General features: G+C 57.6%; 15 protein-coding genes. 8 read left to right on the forward strand and 7 right to left on the reverse strand.

The features are described from left to right. Window positions 1-67: 67 nt before the first annotated feature. On the reverse strand, window positions 68-2,704 hold the full coding sequence (gene gyrA, locus A4308_RS19955; protein WP_014884608.1) for a DNA topoisomerase (ATP-hydrolyzing) subunit A: 2,637 nt from the start codon (window positions 2,702-2,704) through the stop codon (window positions 68-70). A 146-nt stretch (window positions 2,705-2,850) separates the two neighbouring features. On the opposite strand from gyrA, the gene ubiG reads away from it, so the two are divergent. The 4 genes from ubiG (at window position 2,851) to yfaE (ending at window position 7,697) form a co-directional block, all read left to right on the forward strand. Then, window positions 2,851-3,579: a bifunctional 2-polyprenyl-6-hydroxyphenol methylase/3-demethylubiquinol 3-O-methyltransferase UbiG gene (gene ubiG, locus A4308_RS19960; protein WP_014884609.1), complete on the forward strand. Its 729-nt coding sequence runs from the start codon at window positions 2,851-2,853 to the stop codon at window positions 3,577-3,579. 347 nt (window positions 3,580-3,926) lie between these two features. Further along, a complete protein-coding gene (nrdA, locus tag A4308_RS19965) occupies window positions 3,927-6,212 on the forward strand; it encodes a class 1a ribonucleoside-diphosphate reductase subunit alpha (protein WP_014884610.1) in 2,286 nt (761 codons plus the stop codon). 100 nt (window positions 6,213-6,312) lie between these two features. Further along, window positions 6,313-7,443, forward strand: coding sequence for a class Ia ribonucleoside-diphosphate reductase subunit beta (gene nrdB / locus A4308_RS19970; RefSeq protein ID WP_014884611.1), 1,131 nt, complete (start codon window positions 6,313-6,315; stop codon window positions 7,441-7,443). Then, a complete protein-coding gene (gene yfaE, locus A4308_RS19975; RefSeq protein WP_008500234.1) occupies window positions 7,443-7,697 on the forward strand; it encodes a class I ribonucleotide reductase maintenance protein YfaE in 255 nt (84 codons plus the stop codon). Before nrdB ends, yfaE begins: the two co-directional genes overlap by 1 nt. An 81-nt stretch (window positions 7,698-7,778) precedes the next feature. On the opposite strand, the gene glpQ is transcribed toward yfaE, so the two are convergent. Together glpQ and glpT are read right to left on the reverse strand one after the other, a co-directional pair. Then, on the reverse strand, window positions 7,779-8,834 hold the full coding sequence (gene glpQ, locus A4308_RS19980; protein WP_045268969.1) for a glycerophosphodiester phosphodiesterase: 1,056 nt from the start codon (window positions 8,832-8,834) through the stop codon (window positions 7,779-7,781). 11 nt (window positions 8,835-8,845) lie between these two features. Continuing rightward, window positions 8,846-10,198, reverse strand: a complete 1,353-nt coding sequence (gene glpT, locus A4308_RS19985; protein WP_045281818.1) for a glycerol-3-phosphate transporter — start codon at window positions 10,196-10,198, stop codon at window positions 8,846-8,848. A gap of 252 nt (window positions 10,199-10,450) precedes the next feature. On the opposite strand from glpT, the gene glpA reads away from it, so the two are divergent. The 3 genes from glpA to glpC are packed head-to-tail and all read left to right on the forward strand — an operon-like array spanning window position 10,451 to window position 14,473. Next, window positions 10,451-12,079, forward strand: a complete 1,629-nt coding sequence (glpA, locus tag A4308_RS19990) for an anaerobic glycerol-3-phosphate dehydrogenase subunit A (protein WP_045134327.1) — start codon at window positions 10,451-10,453, stop codon at window positions 12,077-12,079. After that, window positions 12,069-13,286, forward strand: coding sequence for a glycerol-3-phosphate dehydrogenase subunit GlpB (glpB, locus tag A4308_RS19995; protein ID WP_014884615.1), 1,218 nt, complete (start codon window positions 12,069-12,071; stop codon window positions 13,284-13,286). Before glpA ends, glpB begins: the two co-directional genes overlap by 11 nt. After that, a complete protein-coding gene (gene glpC, locus A4308_RS20000; protein ID WP_014884616.1) occupies window positions 13,283-14,473 on the forward strand; it encodes an anaerobic glycerol-3-phosphate dehydrogenase subunit GlpC in 1,191 nt (396 codons plus the stop codon). Before glpB ends, glpC begins: the two co-directional genes overlap by 4 nt. Before the next feature lie 32 nt (window positions 14,474-14,505). Here the strand turns inward: glpC and A4308_RS20005 are convergent, their stop codons facing one another. The 4 genes from A4308_RS20005 to tctD form a co-directional block, all read right to left on the reverse strand. Further along, on the reverse strand, window positions 14,506-15,705 hold the full coding sequence (locus A4308_RS20005; RefSeq protein WP_045281816.1) for a nicotinamide mononucleotide deamidase-related protein YfaY: 1,200 nt from the start codon (window positions 15,703-15,705) through the stop codon (window positions 14,506-14,508). A gap of 93 nt (window positions 15,706-15,798) precedes the next feature. Further along, a complete protein-coding gene (locus A4308_RS20010; protein WP_023330955.1) occupies window positions 15,799-16,338 on the reverse strand; it encodes a YfaZ family outer membrane protein in 540 nt (179 codons plus the stop codon). Window positions 16,339-16,467: 129 nt separating this feature from the next. Next, window positions 16,468-17,877 carry a sensor histidine kinase gene (locus tag A4308_RS20015; protein WP_023330956.1) on the reverse strand — a complete coding sequence of 470 codons (1,410 nt, stop codon included), beginning with the start codon at window positions 17,875-17,877 and terminating at the stop codon, window positions 16,468-16,470. Further along, window positions 17,864-18,538, reverse strand: coding sequence for a transcriptional regulator TctD (gene tctD, locus A4308_RS20020; protein ID WP_014884620.1), 675 nt, complete (start codon window positions 18,536-18,538; stop codon window positions 17,864-17,866). Before tctD ends, A4308_RS20015 begins: the two co-directional genes overlap by 14 nt. Before the next feature lie 141 nt (window positions 18,539-18,679). Here tctD and A4308_RS20025 point away from each other — a divergent pair, with 141 nt between their 5' ends. Beyond that, the gene (locus tag A4308_RS20025; RefSeq protein WP_045281815.1) at window positions 18,680-19,660 is read left to right on the forward strand and encodes a Bug family tripartite tricarboxylate transporter substrate binding protein; all 981 of its coding nucleotides are present in this window, start codon (window positions 18,680-18,682) and stop codon (window positions 19,658-19,660) included. The last annotated feature ends 6 nt before the right edge of the window (window positions 19,661-19,666 follow it).

The raw sequence follows: 19,666 nt of genomic DNA on the forward strand, positions 1-19,666 counted from the left end.
AACGTTCACTTGTCTGCTTACGTAAAAGAAAAGGGCCGGAATCCGGCCCTTTTTGCGTCAGGAGACATTACTCGTCAGCGTCATCCGCTGCATCATCGTCGGTGTCCGCTTCCGGCGCGATTTCATCGTCACCTTCCGCAACGCTACCGTCGATGGAATCGAGCTCTTCGTCATCCACCGGCTCAGCCACGCGCTGCAGACCCACCACGTTTTCATCTTCCGCAGTACGGATGAGGATAACGCCCTGGGTGTTACGACCCACCACGCTGATCTCAGATACGCGTGTACGCACCAGCGTACCGGCATCAGTGATCATCATGATCTGGTCGGCATCATCGACCTGTACCGCACCCACAACGGAACCGTTGCGCTCGGTAACCTTAATAGAGATAACGCCCTGCGTGCCACGTGATTTGGTCGGGTATTCGCTTTCCGCGGTACGTTTACCGTAACCGTTCTGGGTGACGGTCAGGATTGCACCTTCGCCGCGAGGAACGATCAGGGAAACAACGGAATCTTCACCCGCCAGTTTGATACCGCGTACACCGGTCGCTGTACGACCCATTGCGCGCACGGCGTTCTCTTTGAAGCGCACCACTTTACCGGCCGCAGAGAACAGCATGACTTCATCAGAACCGGAGGTCAGATCCACACCGATCAGCTCGTCGCCTTCGTTCAGGTTCACCGCGATGATCCCGGCGGAACGTGGACGGCTGAACTCGGTCAGCGCGGTTTTCTTCACGGTACCGCTGGCGGTCGCCATAAAGACGTTCACGCCCTCTTCGTACTCGCGTACCGGCAGAATGGCGGTGATACGTTCGTTCGCTTCCAGCGGCAGCAGGTTGACGATTGGACGACCACGCGCGCCACGGCTCGCTTCAGGCAGCTGATAGACTTTCATCCAGTACAGACGGCCACGGCTGGAGAAGCAGAGGATCGTGTCGTGGGTGTTGGCCACCAGCAGACGGTCAATAAAGTCTTCTTCTTTAATACGTGCCGCAGACTTGCCCTTGCCGCCACGACGCTGTGCTTCATAGTCGGTCAACGGCTGATACTTCACATAGCCCTGGTGAGACAGGGTGACCACCACATCTTCGCGGTTGATCAGATCTTCAATGTTGATATCAGAGCTGTTCGCGGTGATTTCGGTGCGGCGCTCGTCGCCAAACTGGTCGCGGACCAGCTCCAGCTCTTCGCGGATCACTTCCATCAGGCGCTCTGCGCTGCCCAGAATGTGCAGCAGCTCGGCAATCTGCTCCAGCAGCTCTTTGTATTCGTCGAGCAGTTTTTCATGCTCAAGGCCGGTCAGTTTCTGCAGACGCAGATCCAGAATCGCCTGGGCCTGCTGTTCAGTCAGGTAGTACTGACCGTCACGTACGCCGAACTCAGGTTCCAGCCACTCAGGACGCGCCGCGTCATCACCCGCACGCTCCAGCATCGCCGCCACGTTACCCAGATCCCACGGACGGGATACCAGTCCGGCTTTTGCTTCTGCCGGGGTTGGCGCGCGACGGATCAGTTCAATGATCGGGTCGATGTTGGCCAGCGCAACCGCCAGCGCTTCAAGGATGTGCGCACGGTCGCGCGCTTTGCGCAGTTCAAAGATGGTACGGCGGGTCACCACTTCGCGGCGGTGACGCACGAACGCGCTCAGGATCTCTTTCAGGTTCATGATCTTCGGCTGACCATGGTGCAGTGCCACCATGTTGATACCGAAGGAGACCTGAAGCTGAGTCTGGGAGTACAGATTGTTCAGTACAACCTCACCCACCGCGTCGCGTTTGATCTCAATCACGATGCGCATACCGTCTTTGTCAGACTCGTCACGCAGCGCGCTGATGCCTTCAACACGTTTTTCTTTTACCAGCTCGGCGATTTTTTCAATCAGACGGGCTTTGTTCACCTGATACGGGATCTCGTGAACAATAATGGTTTCACGGCCGGTTTTAGCGTCCGCTTCCACTTCGGCGCGGGCACGGATGTAAATCTTGCCGCGACCGGTGCGGTACGCTTCTTCAATACCGCGACGACCGTTGATGATCGCCGCCGTCGGGAAGTCCGGGCCCGGGATGTGCTCCATCAGCCCTTCAATGCTGATGTCTTCATCTTCGATATAGGCCAGGCAGCCGTTGATCACTTCCGTGATGTTGTGCGGCGGAATGTTAGTTGCCATACCCACGGCGATACCGGACGAGCCGTTCACCAGCAGGTTAGGGATTTTCGTCGGCATGACGTCAGGGATTTTTTCCGTGCCGTCGTAGTTATCAACGAAATCAACCGTCTCTTTTTCCAGGTCGGCCATCAGCTCATGGGCAATCTTCGCCAGACGGATTTCCGTATAACGCATTGCCGCGGCGGAGTCGCCGTCGATAGAACCAAAGTTACCCTGACCATCTACCAGCATGTAACGCAGCGAGAATGGCTGCGCCATACGGACGATAGTGTCGTACACCGCGGAATCACCATGGGGATGGTATTTACCGATTACGTCACCAACGACACGGGCAGATTTTTTGTAGGCTTTATTCCAGTCATTGCCCAATACGTTCATGGCGTATAGTACGCGACGGTGTACCGGCTTCAGGCCATCGCGGACGTCCGGCAGCGCACGGCCAACAATGACCGACATCGCATAGTCCAGATAGGAGCTCTTCAGCTCTTCCTCGATGTTAACCGGTGTAATTTCTCTCGCAAGGTCGCTCATCTAACCGCTATCCCTCTACTGTATCCCGGATTCAAAGGTCGCAAATTATAACACAGCCGCGGTGATTGAGGTAAACCTATACGCTTTATTCATGGGGATTGCCTGATATACTCCTTTGTCTTGCTAAATAAGGAGTAAAAGCGCCCATGAATGCCGAAAAATCCCCGGTGGCTCACAACGTTGACCACGAAGAGATTGCCAAATTTGAAGCGGTGGCGTCCCGCTGGTGGGATCTCGAAGGTGAGTTCAAACCGCTGCATCGCATTAACCCGCTGCGTCTGGGCTATATCGCGGAGCGTTCCGGCGGCCTGTTCGGTAAGAAGGTGCTTGATGTCGGCTGCGGCGGCGGCATCCTGGCGGAGAGCATGGCGCGCGAAGGCGCGACGGTCACCGGTCTGGATATGGGCTTTGAACCCTTGCAGGTGGCCCGTCTCCATGCGCTGGAGTCAGGGATCCAGGTTGAATACGTGCAGGAAACCGTGGAAGAACACGCGGCAAAACATGCCCACCAGTATGATGTGGTGACCTGCATGGAGATGCTGGAACACGTTCCCGATCCGCAATCCGTGGTGAACGCCTGCGCAAAACTGGTGAAACCGGGCGGTCAGGTCTTCTTCTCAACCATCAACCGTAACGGTAAAGCCTGGCTGATGGCCGTCGTCGGCGCGGAATATGTGCTGCGCATGGTGCCAAAAGGCACGCACGACGTGAAGAAATTCATTAAGCCTGCTGAATTACTGAGCTGGGTTGATCGGACGTGGCTTAAAGAGCAGCACATTACCGGCCTGCACTACAATCCGCTGACCGATAAATTCAAACTCGCCCCGGGCGTGGATGTTAACTATATGTTGCATACAACCGCCAAAAACGACTAACGTCATTCGTTATTCTTATAAAGATTGCGCGACATCATGTTGCGCAATTCTGCCCTCCCGTTGAAGAAATCAGCACTCGATCAAATTTTGAATTTTTTTTCTTAATTATTGACATGTCGTCCAGGCCTTACGGTACGAGGACTTAGCCTTTTTTACCCTTTCACAACCTCAATTTAACGTCAAAATCAACCCTTGTGCTGAAAAGATTCGATACTAGAATACTCACCATATAGCGTTTTTCTTATCGCAAACCCCCTATATGTAGTATTTATCCACAGAGTTAGTCACAAGACGATTCTGTGGATAAGCGGGGGATATTTTTTATTTCACGGACAGGTAAAACCCACATGAATCAGAGTCTGCTGGTGACAAAGCGCGACGGGACGACCGAGCGTATCAATCTGGACAAAATCCATCGAGTTCTCGACTGGGCAGCAGAAGGACTGAACAACGTATCTATCTCCCAGGTTGAACTGCGTTCCCACATTCAGTTCTACGACGGCATCAAAACGTCTGATATCCACGAAACGATTATCAAAGCAGCGGCAGATCTGATCTCCCGCGACGCACCGGATTATCAGTACCTTGCTGCACGTCTGGCGATTTTCCACCTGCGTAAAAAAGCCTACGGCCAGTTTGAGCCGCCTGCGCTTTACGATCACGTGGTGAAAATGGTTGAGCTGGGCAAATACGACACGCATCTGCTGGAAGACTATACGGAAGAAGAGTTCGAGCAGATGAACGGGTTTATCGATCACTGGCGCGATATGAATTTCTCCTATGCGGCGGTGAAGCAGCTCGAAGGCAAATACCTTGTTCAGAACCGCGTTACCGGTGAGATCTACGAAAGCGCCCAGTTCCTCTATATTCTGGTGGCCGCCTGCCTGTTCTCAAACTACCCGCGTGACACCCGTCTGGATTACGTGAAGCGTTTCTACGATGCGGTATCGACGTTCAAGATTTCTCTGCCAACGCCAATCATGTCTGGCGTGCGTACCCCTACCCGTCAGTTCAGCTCCTGCGTACTGATCGAGTGTGGCGACAGCCTGGATTCCATCAATGCGACCTCCAGCGCCATTGTGAAATACGTCTCCCAGCGCGCCGGTATCGGCATCAACGCCGGTCGTATCCGTGCACTGGGCAGCCCGATTCGCGGCGGTGAAGCGTTCCACACCGGCTGTATCCCGTTCTACAAGCACTTCCAGACGGCAGTGAAATCCTGCTCTCAGGGCGGCGTGCGCGGCGGTGCTGCGACCCTGTTCTACCCAATGTGGCACCTGGAAGTGGAAAGCCTGCTGGTGCTGAAAAACAACCGTGGCGTGGAAGGCAACCGCGTGCGTCACATGGACTACGGCGTACAGATCAACAAACTGATGTACACCCGTCTGCTGAAAGGGGAAGACATTACCCTGTTCAGCCCGTCCGACGTCCCGGGCCTGTACGACGCGTTCTTCGCCGATCAGGACGAGTTCGAGCGTCTGTACACCAAATATGAAAAAGACGACAGCATCCGCAAGCAGCGCGTGAAGGCGGTCGACCTGTTCTCCCTGATGATGCAGGAGCGTGCCTCTACCGGCCGTATCTACATCCAGAACGTTGACCACTGCAACACCCATAGCCCGTTTGATCCGGTGGTTGCGCCAGTACGCCAGTCTAACCTGTGCCTTGAGATCGCCCTGCCGACCAAGCCGCTGGAAGACGTGAACGACGAAAATGGCGAAATTGCACTGTGTACGCTGTCTGCGTTCAACCTGGGTGCAATTAAAAGCCTGGACGAGCTGGAAGAGCTGGCCGTGCTGGCGGTTCGCGCGCTCGACGCCCTGCTGGACTACCAGGATTACCCAATTCCGGCCGCTAAACGTGGCGCGATGGGTCGTCGTACCCTGGGTATCGGCGTGATTAACTTCGCCTACTGGCTGGCGAAAAACGGTAAGCGTTACTCCGACGGCAGCGCCAATAACCTGACGCACCAGACGTTCGAAGCCATTCAGTATTACCTGATGAAAGCGTCTAACGAACTGGCGAAAGAGCAAGGCGCATGCCCGTGGTTCAACGAAACCACCTATGCAAAAGGCATTCTGCCGATCGACACCTACAAGAAAGACCTGGATGCGATCGTCAGCGAGCCGCTGCACCTTGACTGGGAAGGCCTGCGCGAGTCCATCAAGACTCACGGTCTGCGCAACTCCACGCTCTCTGCCCTGATGCCGTCTGAGACCTCTTCGCAGATCTCCAACGCCACTAACGGTATTGAGCCGCCGCGCGGCCACGTCAGCATTAAAGCGTCGAAAGACGGCGTGCTGCGTCAGGTGGTACCGGACTACGAAACACTCGGGAACAACTACGAGCTGCTGTGGGAAATGCCAAACAACGACGGCTACCTGCAGCTGGTGGGTATCATGCAGAAGTTTATCGACCAGTCGATCTCTGCCAATACCAACTATGACCCGACGCGTTTCCCGTCTGGCAAGGTACCGATGCAGCAGCTGTTGAAAGACCTGCTGACCGCCTACAAATTTGGCGTGAAAACGCTGTACTATCACAACACCCGTGACGGTGCAGAAGACGCGCAGGACGACATGGTACCGTCAATTCAGGACGATGGCTGCGAAAGCGGCGCATGTAAGATCTAAGCACTTCGCCGGGTGGCACTACGCATACCCGGCCTACGGTTTTGTAGGCCCGGCAAACGCAGTGTTGCCGGGCAATAAAATCTCAACAGGACTCACCGCAATGGCATACACCACATTTTCACAGACGAAAAACGACCAGCTCAAAGAGCCGATGTTCTTTGGCCAGCCGGTCAACGTGGCACGCTACGATCAGCAAAAATATGACATCTTCGAAAAGCTGATTGAAAAGCAACTCTCCTTCTTCTGGCGTCCGGAAGAAGTAGACGTCTCCCGCGATCGCATTGATTACCAGTCGCTGCCGGATCACGAAAAGCATATCTTCATCAGCAACCTGAAGTACCAGACGCTGCTGGATTCCATTCAGGGCCGTAGCCCGAACGTAGCGCTGCTGCCGCTGATTTCCATTCCCGAGCTGGAAACCTGGGTGGAAACCTGGGCGTTCTCCGAGACGATTCACTCCCGCTCTTATACGCATATCATCCGCAACATCGTGAACGATCCGGCGGTGGTGTTTGACGATATCGTCACCAACGAGCAGATCCAGAAGCGTGCGGAAGGCATTGCGCACTATTACGACGAACTGATCGAGATGACCAGCTACTGGCACCTGCTGGGCGAAGGTACCCATAACGTGAACGGTAAAACCGTTACCGTGAACCTGCGCGCGCTGAAAAAACAGCTGTACCTGTGCCTGATGAGCGTCAACGCGCTGGAAGCGATCCGCTTCTACGTGAGCTTCGCCTGCTCCTTCGCCTTTGCCGAGCGTAAGCTGATGGAAGGCAACGCCAAAATCATCCGTCTGATCGCCCGCGACGAGGCCCTGCACCTGACCGGCACCCAGCACATGCTGAACCTGCTGCGCAGCGGCACGGATGACCCGGAGATGGCGGAAATCGCCGAAGAGTGCAAGCAGGAGTGCTATGACCTGTTCGTGCTGGCAGCTCAGCAGGAGAAAGAGTGGGCAGACTACCTGTTCCGCGACGGTTCCATGATTGGCCTGAACAAAGACATTCTCTGCCAGTACGTTGAGTACATCACCAACATCCGTATGCAGGCTGTCGGTCTCGACCTGCCGTTCCAGACGCGTTCTAACCCAATCCCGTGGATCAACACCTGGCTGGTGTCCGATAACGTGCAGGTTGCGCCTCAGGAAGTGGAGGTGAGTTCTTACCTGGTCGGTCAGATTGATTCTGAAGTCAACACTGACGACCTGAGCGACTTCCAGCTCTGATGTCACGCGTTACGTTAAGTCTTTCCGGCACTGAGGTGCTGTGTCGGGAGGAGCATCCTTCTCTGCTGGTGGCGCTTGAGGCGCATCAGGTAGAAGTAGAGTACCAGTGTCGTTCCGGCTATTGCGGCTCCTGCCGCTGCCGTCTGGTCGCCGGCCAGGTGGACTGGCTGACTGAACCGCTGGCCTTTATCAACGAAGGGGAAATTTTGCCCTGCTGCTGCCGGGCAAAAGGCGATATTGAGATCGAGATGTAATTGCCCTGGTTCCCTCTCCCTGTGGGAGAGGGTTAGTTCGTAGGCCGGGTAAGGCGCAGCCGCCACCCGGCAATTCCAGTGTTAATCCTTCAAAAAACTCACCGCTTTATCCGGGAAATCCGTAAACAACCCGTCCACGCCCGCCTGGTTATACAACACCTCATAAAGCTGATTCACGTCCGTGGCATACGGCGGCAGCTGGTCTGCACGCACGGTATACGGATGGACCTGCATCTTGCTGGCATGCGCCTCTTTCACCATCGCCGTCAGCTTGACGTGACCCGGCGTGGAGCCTTCTGCCACCAGCATGTGGTAATCCGGCCCGATGCCGTCAGCGTACTGCGCAATCTGCTTCATCGCGCCCGGCTTAAACATCCAGTCGTAGTTGTAGTTCACCCACTTCCCGTCTGGCTGTTTCTCCTGGGTTTCATTCCAGTCGGTGTAGGCAATCAACTGCACCAGATTGAGATCCATCCCCATCTTCGGCTCCAGCTCGGTTTTAATGCGCTTCAGCTCGGCGGCGTCAAAACACTGCAGGTAAACTTTGTCCTTCTTGCTGGTGTAGCCGTACTGCTTCAGGACCTCCAGGGTTTTCGCGGCAATATCCTTCCCTTCCTGATGATGGAACCACGGCGCTTTGATTTCCGGGTAGATACCGATATTTTTACCGGTCGAGTGGTTCAGCCCCTGAACAAACTCTATCTCCTCCTGGAAGGTGTGAATACGGAAGTCAGATTTGCCCATCGGGAAACGTCCCGGATAGACCTGTAACTTCTTGCCGTTTTCAATCTCGAACCCTTCGGTAAACTTCAGGGAGCGGATCTCCGCCAGGGTGAAATCAATGGCGTAGAAACGGCCATCTTTACGCGCGCGGTCCGGGAAACGCTCCGCCACGTCCGTTACGCGGTCAAGATAGTGATCATGCAGGACGACCAGCTGGTCGTCCTTCGTCATCACCAGATCCTGCTCCAGATAATCCGCGCCCTGCGCATAGGCCATTGCTTTCGCCGGCAACGTATGCTCCGGCAGATAGCCGCTCGCGCCGCGGTGGGCAATCACGATTTTATCCGCCGCCAGCGCGGAGCCTGTCATCAGGCCCGCCAGCAGCAGACCGGTGGTTAAATGAGATAATTTCATGGTCATGTTCCTTATTGACGACGCACCAGCACTTCAGCGTGGTGACGTTTCTCACCGATCATTACGACAATCAACAGCAGTACCGCCAGCACGCTACCGCCAATCATCACCATAAAGCCGCCGTCCCAACCGAAGAAGTCCACGGTGTAGCCCACGATGGCGCTCGCCGCGACTGAACCGCCCAGGTAGCCGAACAGACCGGTAAAGCCTGCCGCCGTGCCCGCCGCTTTTTTCGGTGCCAGTTCCAGGGCATGCAGGCCAATCAGCATGACCGGGCCATAAATCAGGAAGCCGATGACGATCATACAGGCCATGTCTACGCCCGGGTTGCCCGGCGGGTTGAGCCAGTACACCACGGTGGCGATGGTCACCAGGGTCATGAAGAATACGCCTGTTGCACCACGGTTACCTTTAAACACTTTGTCCGACATCCAGCCGCAGATCAGCGTGCCCGGGATCCCCGCGTATTCATACAGGAAGTAGGCCCAGGAGGATTTATCCAGCGCGAAGTGTTTCACCTCTTTCAGGTAGGTCGGTGACCAGTCCAGAATGCCGTAACGCAGCAGATAAACGAACACGTTGGCCACCGCGATGTACCACAGCAGTTTGTTAGGCAGCACGTACTTCATGAAGATCTGCTTCGCGGTCAGCTCTTCTTCGTGCTTCTCGCTGTAATCATCCGGATAGTCGTCTTTATACTCTTCAATCGGCGGCAGGCCGCAGGATTGCGGCGTATCGCGCATCAGCGCGAAGGCAATAATCGCCACCAGAATGGCGCCAAACGCAGGCATGTAGAGCGCAGCGTGCCAGTCGTTGAACCAGGCCATCCCCAGCAGGAACAGCAGCGGCGGAATACCGCCACCCACGTTATGCGCGCAGTTCCACACCGACACAATGCCGCCGCGCTCTTTCTGCGACCACCAGTGCACCATGGTACGTCCGCATGGCGGCCATCCCATCCCCTGGAACCAGCCACAGAGGAACAGCAGCACGAACATAACGGCAATGCTGGAGGTTGCCCACGGCACAAAACCCATGAACAACATCACCGCAGCCGCCAGAATCAGACCGGCGGGCAGAAACACGCGCGGATTCGAGCGATCTGACACGGACCCCATAATGAACTTGGAAAAACCATACGCGATAGAGATCCCCGACAGCGCGAACCCCAGATCGCCGCGTGAAAAGCCCTGCTCCACCAGATACGGCATGGCGAGCGCAAAGTTTTTACGCACAAGATAGTACGCCGCGTACCCGAAGAAGATCCCCAGGAAAATTTGCCAACGCAGACGACGGTATAGCGGATCAATCTCTGCCTCTGGCAGACGCGCCCGATGCGGCGCGGGTTTGAAAATACTGAGCATGACAGCCTCCGTGGCCTTGAATTGAATGAGCAGGTGGCTCGCACCTGAATTCCAGAGCCGGGGATGTTAAGAAATCATGGTGATTGTTACTGTGAATCAACGCACAGATTGTTACAGAAATATGACAGGATGCGCAAAAAAGCGCATGAAATCACGTTTCACTTTCGAATTTCGCGCGTTTATGTTCGAAATCAAACAAACCACAGTTTTCATGTGGCTAAATGATAAAAAAACGAACATTAAGGGAAGACAATGACAATTCACGATCCTCGCTACAGCGATGTGATTATCATTGGCGGTGGTGCCACCGGCGCCGGTATCGCTCGCGATTGCGCCCTTCGCGGATTAAGCGTCACGCTTCTGGAACGCCACGATATTGCCACGGGCGCGACCGGGCGTAACCACGGCCTGCTTCACAGCGGCGCACGATACGCCGTCACTGACGGTGAGTCGGCACGGGAATGTATTGCGGAAAACCAGATCCTCAAGCGTATCGCCCGCCACTGCATTGAACCGACCGATGGCCTCTTTATCACCCTTCCCGAAGATGACCTCGCCTTTCAGGAAACCTTTATCACCGCCTGTAACGCAGCAGGTATTCAGGCGGAGGCCATGGATCCGGCGCGGGCACGGCAGCTGGAACCGTCGGTCAACCCGGCGCTTATTGGCGCAGTGAAAGTCCCGGATGGCACCGTCGATCCGTTCCGCCTGACCGCCGCCAATATGCTGGATGCCCGGGAACATGGGGCGCGCATTCTGACCGGACATGAAGTGACCGGACTTATCCGCGAAGGCCATCGCGTCTGCGGCGTGCGGGTGTTTGATACGCAATACCACGAACACAGCGAGCTGTTTGCCTCCGTCGTCATTAATGCCGCGGGGATCTGGGGGCAGCGCATTGCAGAATACGCTGACCTGTCGGTGCGCATGTTCCCGGCGAAAGGCTCGCTGCTGATCCTCGACCATCGCATCAATAACCATGTGATCAACCGCTGCCGCAAACCGTCTGATGCCGATATCCTCGTGCCGGGCGATACCATTTCGCTGATTGGTACGACCTCAACCCACGTCGACTACAGCGACATTGACTACAACCGCGTGACCGCCGAAGAGGTGGATATCCTGCTGCGTGAAGGCGAGAAACTGGCCCCGGTGATGGCCCAGACGCGTATTCTGCGTGCCTACGCGGGCGTGCGTCCTCTTGTCGCCAGCGATAACGATCCGAGCGGACGTAACGTTAGCCGGGGCATCGTGCTGCTCGACCACGCCGAACGCGACGGCATGGACGGATTTATCACCATTACAGGCGGCAAATTAATGACCTACCGCCTGATGGCCGAATGGGCCACCGATGCAGTCTGCCGCAAGCTGGGGAATACCAAGCCGTGCGTGACGGCAGAACAACCGCTGCCAGGATCGCGTCAGTCCACCGAAAAAACGTTGCAAAAAATCATCTCCCTGCCCGCCCCGCTGCGCGGTTCCGCGATTTACCGCCACGGGGACAGAACGCCGGTCTGGCTCGGCGAAGGTCGGCTGAGCCGCAGCCTGGTGTGCGAGTGCGAAGCCGTCACCGCGGGCGAGGTGCAATACGCGGTGGAGAACCTGACGGTCAAGAGCCTGCTCGATCTCCGCCGTCGCACCCGCGTCGGCATGGGAACCTGCCAGGGTGAACTGTGCGCCTGCCGTGCGGCGGGTCTGCTGCAGCGTTTTCATACCACGACTGCCACCCAGTCGCTCGATCAGCTCAGCGCCTTTTTAAACGAGCGCTGGAAAGGCATTCAGCCTGTCGCCTGGGGCGATGCCCTGCGTGAGAGCGAGTTTACCCGCTGGGTCTACCAGGGGCTTTGCGGTCTTGAGAAGGAGCAACACGATGAAATTTGATACCGTGATTGTCGGCGGCGGGCTGGCGGGCTTGCTCTGTGGCATCAAGCTCACGAAGCAGGGGCTGCGCTGCGCCATTATCACCCGGGGGCAGAGTGCCCTGCACTTCTCGTCGGGATCGCTGGATCTGGTGGACGACACGTACCGCGACAAACTGCCGCCGGAGCACCCGTATCATCGGGTTGGCGCGCAGCATATTGACCGCTTTGCGCTGGAAACCGAAGCGCTGCTGGCTGACTGCGGTGCGCGTCTGAAGGGGAGCGCCAGGCAAAATCATCAACGCATCACGCCGCTTGGCACCCTGCGTTCCGCATGGCTCAGCCCGGAGGAGGTCCCCGTTGCCCCTGTGAGCACAGGACGGGTACGGGTCGTGGGTATTAGCGGCTTTCTGGATTTTCAGCCCCATCTTGCGGCGGCGTCACTGTGTCGCCAGGGCGTGAACGCCGAGACGGCAGAGATAGAACTGCCTGAACTGGATGTCCTGCGCGAAAACCCGAGCGAGTTTCGCGCGGTGAATATCGCCCGCTTTCTGGATAACGAAGACAGATGGCCGCTGCTGTATGAGGCGCTCAGACCGCTCGGTGAAACCTGCGATACGCTGTTGATGCCTGCCTGCTTTGGACTCAGCGATAACCGCCTGTGGCGCTGGCTGTCGGACCGTCTGCCCTGCTCGCTCGGCCTGCTGCCAACGCTTCCCCCTTCCGTGCCCGGCATTCGCCTGCATACCCAGATCCAGCGCCAGTTTGTGGCGCAGGGCGGCGTGTGGATGGCGGGTGACGAGGTGAAAAAAATCACCCTGACGGACGGCGCGGTGAGTGAAATCTGGACCCGCAACCACGGTGATATTCCGCTTCGCGCCCGCTATACGGTGCTGGCAAGCGGCAGTTTCTTCAGCAACGGGCTGCTGAGCAGCCGGGAGGGCATCCGGGAAGCCATTATGGGGCTTGATGTCCGGCAAGGCGCGTCCCGCGCGGACTGGTATCAGAGTGATTTCTTCTCGCCGCAGCCCTGGCAACAGTTCGGCGTGATGGTTGATAACCAACTGCACCCGCAACTGTCCGGTAAGCCCGTCAGGAATCTCTTTGCCATTGGCTCGCTGTTGGGCGGGTACGATCCCATAACTCAGGGGTGCGGTGGCGGGGTCTGCGCCGTCACGGCGCTGTATGTGGCAGAGCAGATTAGCCAGCGCGCGGAGGCGGAACAATGAACGATACCCGTTTTGAAAGCTGCATTAAATGCACGGTCTGCACAACCGTCTGCCCGGTCAGCGGCGTGAACCCGCGCTATCCCGGACCGAAGCAGGCCGGGCCTGACGGCGAGCGTCTGCGCCTGAAGGACGGTAAGCTGTACGACGAGGCGCTGAAATACTGTATCAACTGCAAACGCTGCGAAGTTGCCTGCCCGTCGGATGTGAAAATCGGCGATATCATCCAGCGCGCCAGGGCGCGCTACAGCACGCAAAAGCCGTCCCTGCGCGATGCCATCCTCAGCCATACCGACCTGATGGGCAGCGTCTCAACGCCGTTTGCCCCGCTGGTCAATGCCGCGACCGCCCTCAAACCGGTGCGCCAGCTGCTGGATGCCACGCTGAAGATAGACCATCACCGCAGCCTGCCGAAATATTCTCACGGCACCTTCCGCCGCTGGTACAAATCCGTCGCGGCGGAGCAGGCGCAGTACGCCGACCAGGTGGCCTTTTTCCACGGCTGCTATGTGAATTACAACCACCCGCAGCTGGGCAAAGATCTGCTGAAGGTGCTAAACGCCATGGGAACGGGCGTTCAGCTACTGAACAAAGAGAAGTGCTGCGGCGTACCGCTGATCGCCAACGGGTTTACCGATAAAGCGCGCAGGCAGGCTCAGAGCAATGTCACGTCACTGCGCGAAGCGATTGTCGATAAAGGTATTCCGGTGCTGGCGACCTCGTCCACCTGTACCTTCACCCTGCGCGATGAGTACCCGCATCTGCTGGACGTGGATAATACCGGCCTGCGCGAGCACATCGAGCTGGCGACACGCTTCCTGTGGCGCAAGCTCGATAGCGGGCAGACGTTGCCGCTGGGGAAATTGCCCCTGAAAGTGGTGTATCACACCCCGTGTCATATGGAGAAAATGGGCTGGTCGCTCTATACGCTTGAGCTGCTGCGGTTAATTCCCGGACTTGAGCTGACGGTGCTGGATTCGCGCTGCTGCGGGATTGCGGGAACCTACGGCTTTAAGCGCGAAAACTACGCAACCTCCCAGGCGATTGGCGCCCCGCTGTTCCGACAGATCGAAGAGAGCGGCGCGGATATCGTGGTGACCGACTGCGAAACCTGTAAATGGCAGATCGAGATGTCCACCAGCAAGCGCTGTGAGCATCCGATTACCCTGTTGGCGAACGCGCTGGGCTGAACATGGCCGGGGCGAACGCCCCGGCACAAACATTACTCGACGAACAGCGACTCAACAACGTTAATCCAGCCGTGCTCGCTGGCGACCTCTTTGCCATTGAGCCAGCGGCGCAGCATATTCAGCGCCATCATGGCGCAGACTTCCTGACGCACCGCCAGACTGTGGCGAGTGATGCTCATTTTGACCCTCAGAGCCCAGGTCCCCTCCGGCGTCGCCAGCGCGACGTTAAGGTGTTCCTCATCCAGCCCACCCACGAACAGCGCCAGACCGGCAAAATGTTTAACCCGTCGCTCCGAGGCCCAGCGGGCGGTTTGCGCCAGGGTCTCCTGCTGGAACGGCACCACTTCGCTGGCCAGCAGCGGCGCGCTGGCGCGCGACAATTGCAGCGCCAGCAGGCCACCGGTGAACTGCTCGCTTAAGGTCACGCTCAGCTGACGATCCTGCAGGTGCTTCGCAATCTGCGCAGGCAACCCCTCCGTCCCTTCAAAGATCAGGCTTTCGCCCGCCACGCGCTGCACTTCGGGCCACAGGGCCAGCATCGCCGCTTTCTGCGTCGCCGGTCCTGTCAGCTTGAGCTCAATGATCGGCATAGAGGAGCGATAGCCCATGGACACGCCCGGCGGCAATTGCAGGTGGTCAAGACTCTGGGCCAGATCGCTTTCAGAACGGCCAAACGTGGTCAGTCGCAGGCACAGCGGAGGTTCAGGCAGGGTAAAACGGTCGCGAAGGCGCGGCAGGATCTTCTGCTCAACCATCACTTTAAATTCGGAAGGTACGCCGGGCGTGAAGAACATCAGGCAACGGTTCAGCTGCAGGGCAAACCCGCACGCGGTGCCGACCGGGTTATCAACCAGCTCAGCACTGGCGGGGATTTCAGCTTGCTTGCGGTTGCTGGGGGCCATAACGCGGCCACGTTCGGAGAAAAAGCGTTCCATCTGTGAAAGCCATGCCTCATGCAGCACCAGCCCTTCACCTTTTGCGGTTGCGGCGGCCAGCGCGCTGAGATCGTCACTGGTAGGACCGAGTCCGCCATTCACGATCAGCACATCGCAGTGTTCGCTCCGCTCACGCAGAATGCTGACCAGCGACTCAAGATTGTCGCCTACCGTATTGCGACGCGTTAACGGTAATCCTTGCTCAAAGAAAAGATCGGCAAGCCAGGCAGCATTGGTATCAATAATTTGTCCATGCAGCACTTCGTCGCCGGTGGATAACATCTCCACGTTAATCATTGTGTTCTCCCGCTTATTTGGTGAAAACACTATAGCGCAAACGCGGGAGGGAGAAGAGAGAAACTGGCGCGACGGAACGCCGCGCCGACAGGATTAGAAGCCTGCGCTTACGCCCACATAGGGACCGTCGGCCAGCGCGTTGTCGCGGTTGCCGTCTTTGCCCGCCAGGTTCAGGTAGCGATAGCCCGCCTCGATGGTAATCGGACGCATGATGGTCCAGCGCGCGCCGGCGTTGGCTTCTTCATAGCTGTCGATACCGCTGGAGAGCGAGTCCGGAGAGTAGTAATACTCGCCAAACAGACCGAAGCTGTCGCCAATTTTCCACTGCAGGCCGCCACCCACCGCTGCCGCATACCCTTCGTCACCGTCGTTCGGGTTGGTATAGATACCTTTACCGCCGACGGTCGCCAGGAATGGACCAAGAGGAATGTTCAGACCCAGACCGAGGCTTGCCGCATCGCCGTCGTCATCGTTATGCGTCCAGCCACCGGTCATCGCCAGACCGGAAGTCTCTGTTCCCAGGCCAAAGCCCAGGTGGGTATAGTCCTGACCCGCCGAGCCGTTGAAGCTGATGGCGTTAGCCGCCGCAGATACAACCATCAGGCCGAAGCCCAGTAATGCCACTTTTTTCATTGTCATGATCCCGCGCAATTTTATAGAGAAGTCCCAAAACCGCGAGATTTTAACCTGAGTCTCCCGGGGATCAAGCACTCTGCGTGCGGCGGGGGGGAAGATTGTAACGATTTGAAACTTGCGGCTTTTTTATGCAAGCAACAGAAAGCGCATTTTGACACACAGGCCACCCAGGGATTCACTGCGGTTGAGTTGCAAATGGCTGCGGTGCAGCCGGGCAATGTCACCCGCCAGTGCCAGCCCGATCCCGGAACCGGCAGCGTCCCCAACGTTGTCCAGGCGGTGGAAAGGGAGCATTGCCTGGTGAATTTGATCCTCTTCAATGCCGGGGCCGCTGTCTTCAACGCGCAGCTCAACGGCACCGGCCTCCGCGCGCAGGAAAACGGTCACGGTCCCGCCTGCTGGCGTATATTTAATCGCGTTCTCCAGCAGGTTAGCGCACAGTTCGCCCAGTAGGACGTCATCGCCTTCGATCATGACCGGCTGCTCCACACCGTCGTAACCCAGATCGATCCCTTTGCTCCGCGCCTGCGCCAGTCGGGAGAAGCAGCAGTTCTGCACCACCTGAACCAGATCCACAGGCGAGAACTGACGATCGCCCTGCTCTCTCCCCTTCACCGCCGAAAGCTGCAACAGCCGCTCGGTGAGTACGATAGTCTCATCCAGCGTGGCGTTCATTGCCCGCAGACTCTCCTGCCACAAAGCGGGATCCTGGCGAGTAAGCGCGACAGACACCTGTGTTTTAAGTACCGCCAGTGGCGTTTTGAGCTGGTGCGATGCATCCGCGTTGAAACGTTCCTGACGCGAAAGCACGCCGCGCAGACGGTCGATATAGCGGTTAAAAGCCACAATCAGCAGCCGGGTCTCGGACCAGGGCAGCAGCTCCGGCAGCGGTGCCAGCAGGCCCGGCTCGCGCCGCACCATCAGCGAGGAGAGCTGGCGCATCGGGCGCAACACGCGGCGCAGCATCCAGGCGGTTAGCACCAGCGTCAGCAGCACCAGCAGCCCCTGCGAAACCCAGGATGAAAAGAGCAACTGGCTGGCGAGATAGCGGCGTGACTGGAGCGTCTCCGCAACGTAAATTTCCGCCATGCCAAAAATAGAATCTTGATTCACGGGCTGCAGCAGACGCGCCACCCGAATCGCCTGCCCGCGATATTCGGTATGGTAAAACCACGCCAGCGCGGGGTAGAGCGTGGTACGCGACGTTGCAGGCGGCATCTTCGGCAGATCGTCATAGCCGGAGATCACCCGCCCGTCGGGGTCGACCACCTTGTAATAGAGCCGGTCGTTCATGTTGAGCTCAAAGCTATCAAGCACCACCCAGGGCACGTCCACCGCCAGCTTGCCGTCGCGCACCTCCAGTCGTTCCGAGATGGTGCGGGCAGAGGATAACAGCGTGCGGTCGTAAGCCTGCGTGGCCGCCTGCAACGCGCTGACGTAGCTGTTAAAGGCTGACAATCCCCACAGCAACAGTAGCGGCAGGCCAAGAAAAAGCAGCAGTTGCAGGTAGAGCGACTGCGGCTTAAACCCTCTCATCGCCGCACTCCAGCACGTATCCCAGCCCCCGCAACGTGGTGATCCGCACGCCGCTGCCGGTGAGCTTCTTTCGCAGGCGGTGAATATAAAGATCGATACTTTCAGGGCTGACGTCGTCGTTCAGGCTGAACACCTGGTCAAAAAGCTGCTGCCGCGAAACCGGACGGGTGCGGCGGTGCATCAGCACTTTCAGCAGAGAGAGCTCGCGCGGCGTCAGGGAAAGCGGTTCATCGCGGAGCAGGAAAAAGCCCTCGTCGTCATACTCCAGCTCCCCAAGACGCTGGCGTTCCTGCGTGCGCCCCTCGCTTCTGCGCAACAGGGCACGCAGCCGGGCGTCAAGCTCCTCCAGCTCAAACGGTTTTGGCAGATAATCATCCGCCCCGGCGTTCAGGCCCTTTACCCGGTCCGCCACGTTGCTGCGCGCAGTCAGGAACAGGACGGGCAGCGTCTGCCCCCGTTTTCTGAGGCGATGGACCACTTCCAGGCCGTCAAAACCGGGCATGCCGATGTCCAGAATAGCAACCGCGTAATGTTCTCCCTGCAGCAGATGGTCGGCGGCACGCCCGTCAGACACGCAATCCACGGCGAAGCCCTCCTGCACCAGCGCTTTCTCCAGCCAGTGAGCCAGCTCACGATTATCTTCTGCGAGTAAGAGACGCATGTCACATCCTGTAAAGTTGGTTCCCCATTGAAAGGGAAATGAAAGGTTATTGTTTTAACAATCACGCAACGGAACCGCTACAAGGCGGTTCACATAATCAGAAAAAAGACCCATACCCGTACCCCGGCGTGAGGATAAACGATGAAAAAACACTTACTTTCTACCCTTGCTGCAAGCGCATTCCTGTTGAGTACCTCTGTCGTTCAGGCGCAGGACGCCCCGTCCCGTACCGAATGTATCGCCCCGGCCAAACCGGGTGGCGGTTTCGATCTCACCTGCAAATTGATTCAGGTCAGCATGCTGGAGACGAAGGCCATCGAGAAACCGATGCGCGTGACCTACATGCCCGGCGGCGTGGGCGCGGTGGCCTATAACGCCATCGTCGCACAACGACCTGCGGAAGCGGGGACGGTGGTGGCCTTCTCCGGTGGTTCACTGCTGAACCTGTCTCAGGGCAAGTTTGGCCGTTATGGCGTGGATGACGTGCGCTGGCTGGCGACCGTCGGTACCGACTACGGGATGATTGCCGTGCGTGCCGACTCACCGTGGAAGTCCCTGAAAGACCTGCTCACCGCCATGGAAAAAGATCCGAACAGCGTGGTGATTGGCGCAGGCGCGTCGATCGGTAGCCAGGACTGGATGAAAGCCGCCCTTCTCGCGCAACAGGCGAAGGTTGACCCACACAAAATGCGCTACGTGGCCTTTGAAGGCGGCGGCGAGCCGGTTACGGCACTGATGGGCAACCATGTTCAGGCCGTTTCCGGCGATCTCAGCGAGATGGTGCCCTACCTGAACGGGGACAAAATCCGCGTGCTGGCGGTCTTCTCGGAAAACCGTCTGCCGGGACAGCTGGCTAACGTGCCGACCGCCAAAGAGCAGGGTTACAACCTGGTCTGGCCGATCATCCGCGGGTTCTTCGTCGGGCCAAAAGTGACCGATGCCGAGTACCAGTGGTGGGTCGACGCGTTCAACACACTCCAGCAGACCGAAGCGTTTAAGAAACAGCGCGATCTGCGCGGGCTGTTTGAATTTAACCTGACCGGTAAGCCACTGGATGAGTACGTCAAAAAACAGGTGAATGACTACCGCGAGCAGGCGAAAGCCTTTGGCCTGGCGAAATAACCGGAG

This window comes from Enterobacter sp. ODB01 (genome assembly GCF_001623605.1).
GTDB classification, from domain to species: Bacteria; Pseudomonadota; Gammaproteobacteria; order Enterobacterales; family Enterobacteriaceae; genus Enterobacter; species Enterobacter kobei.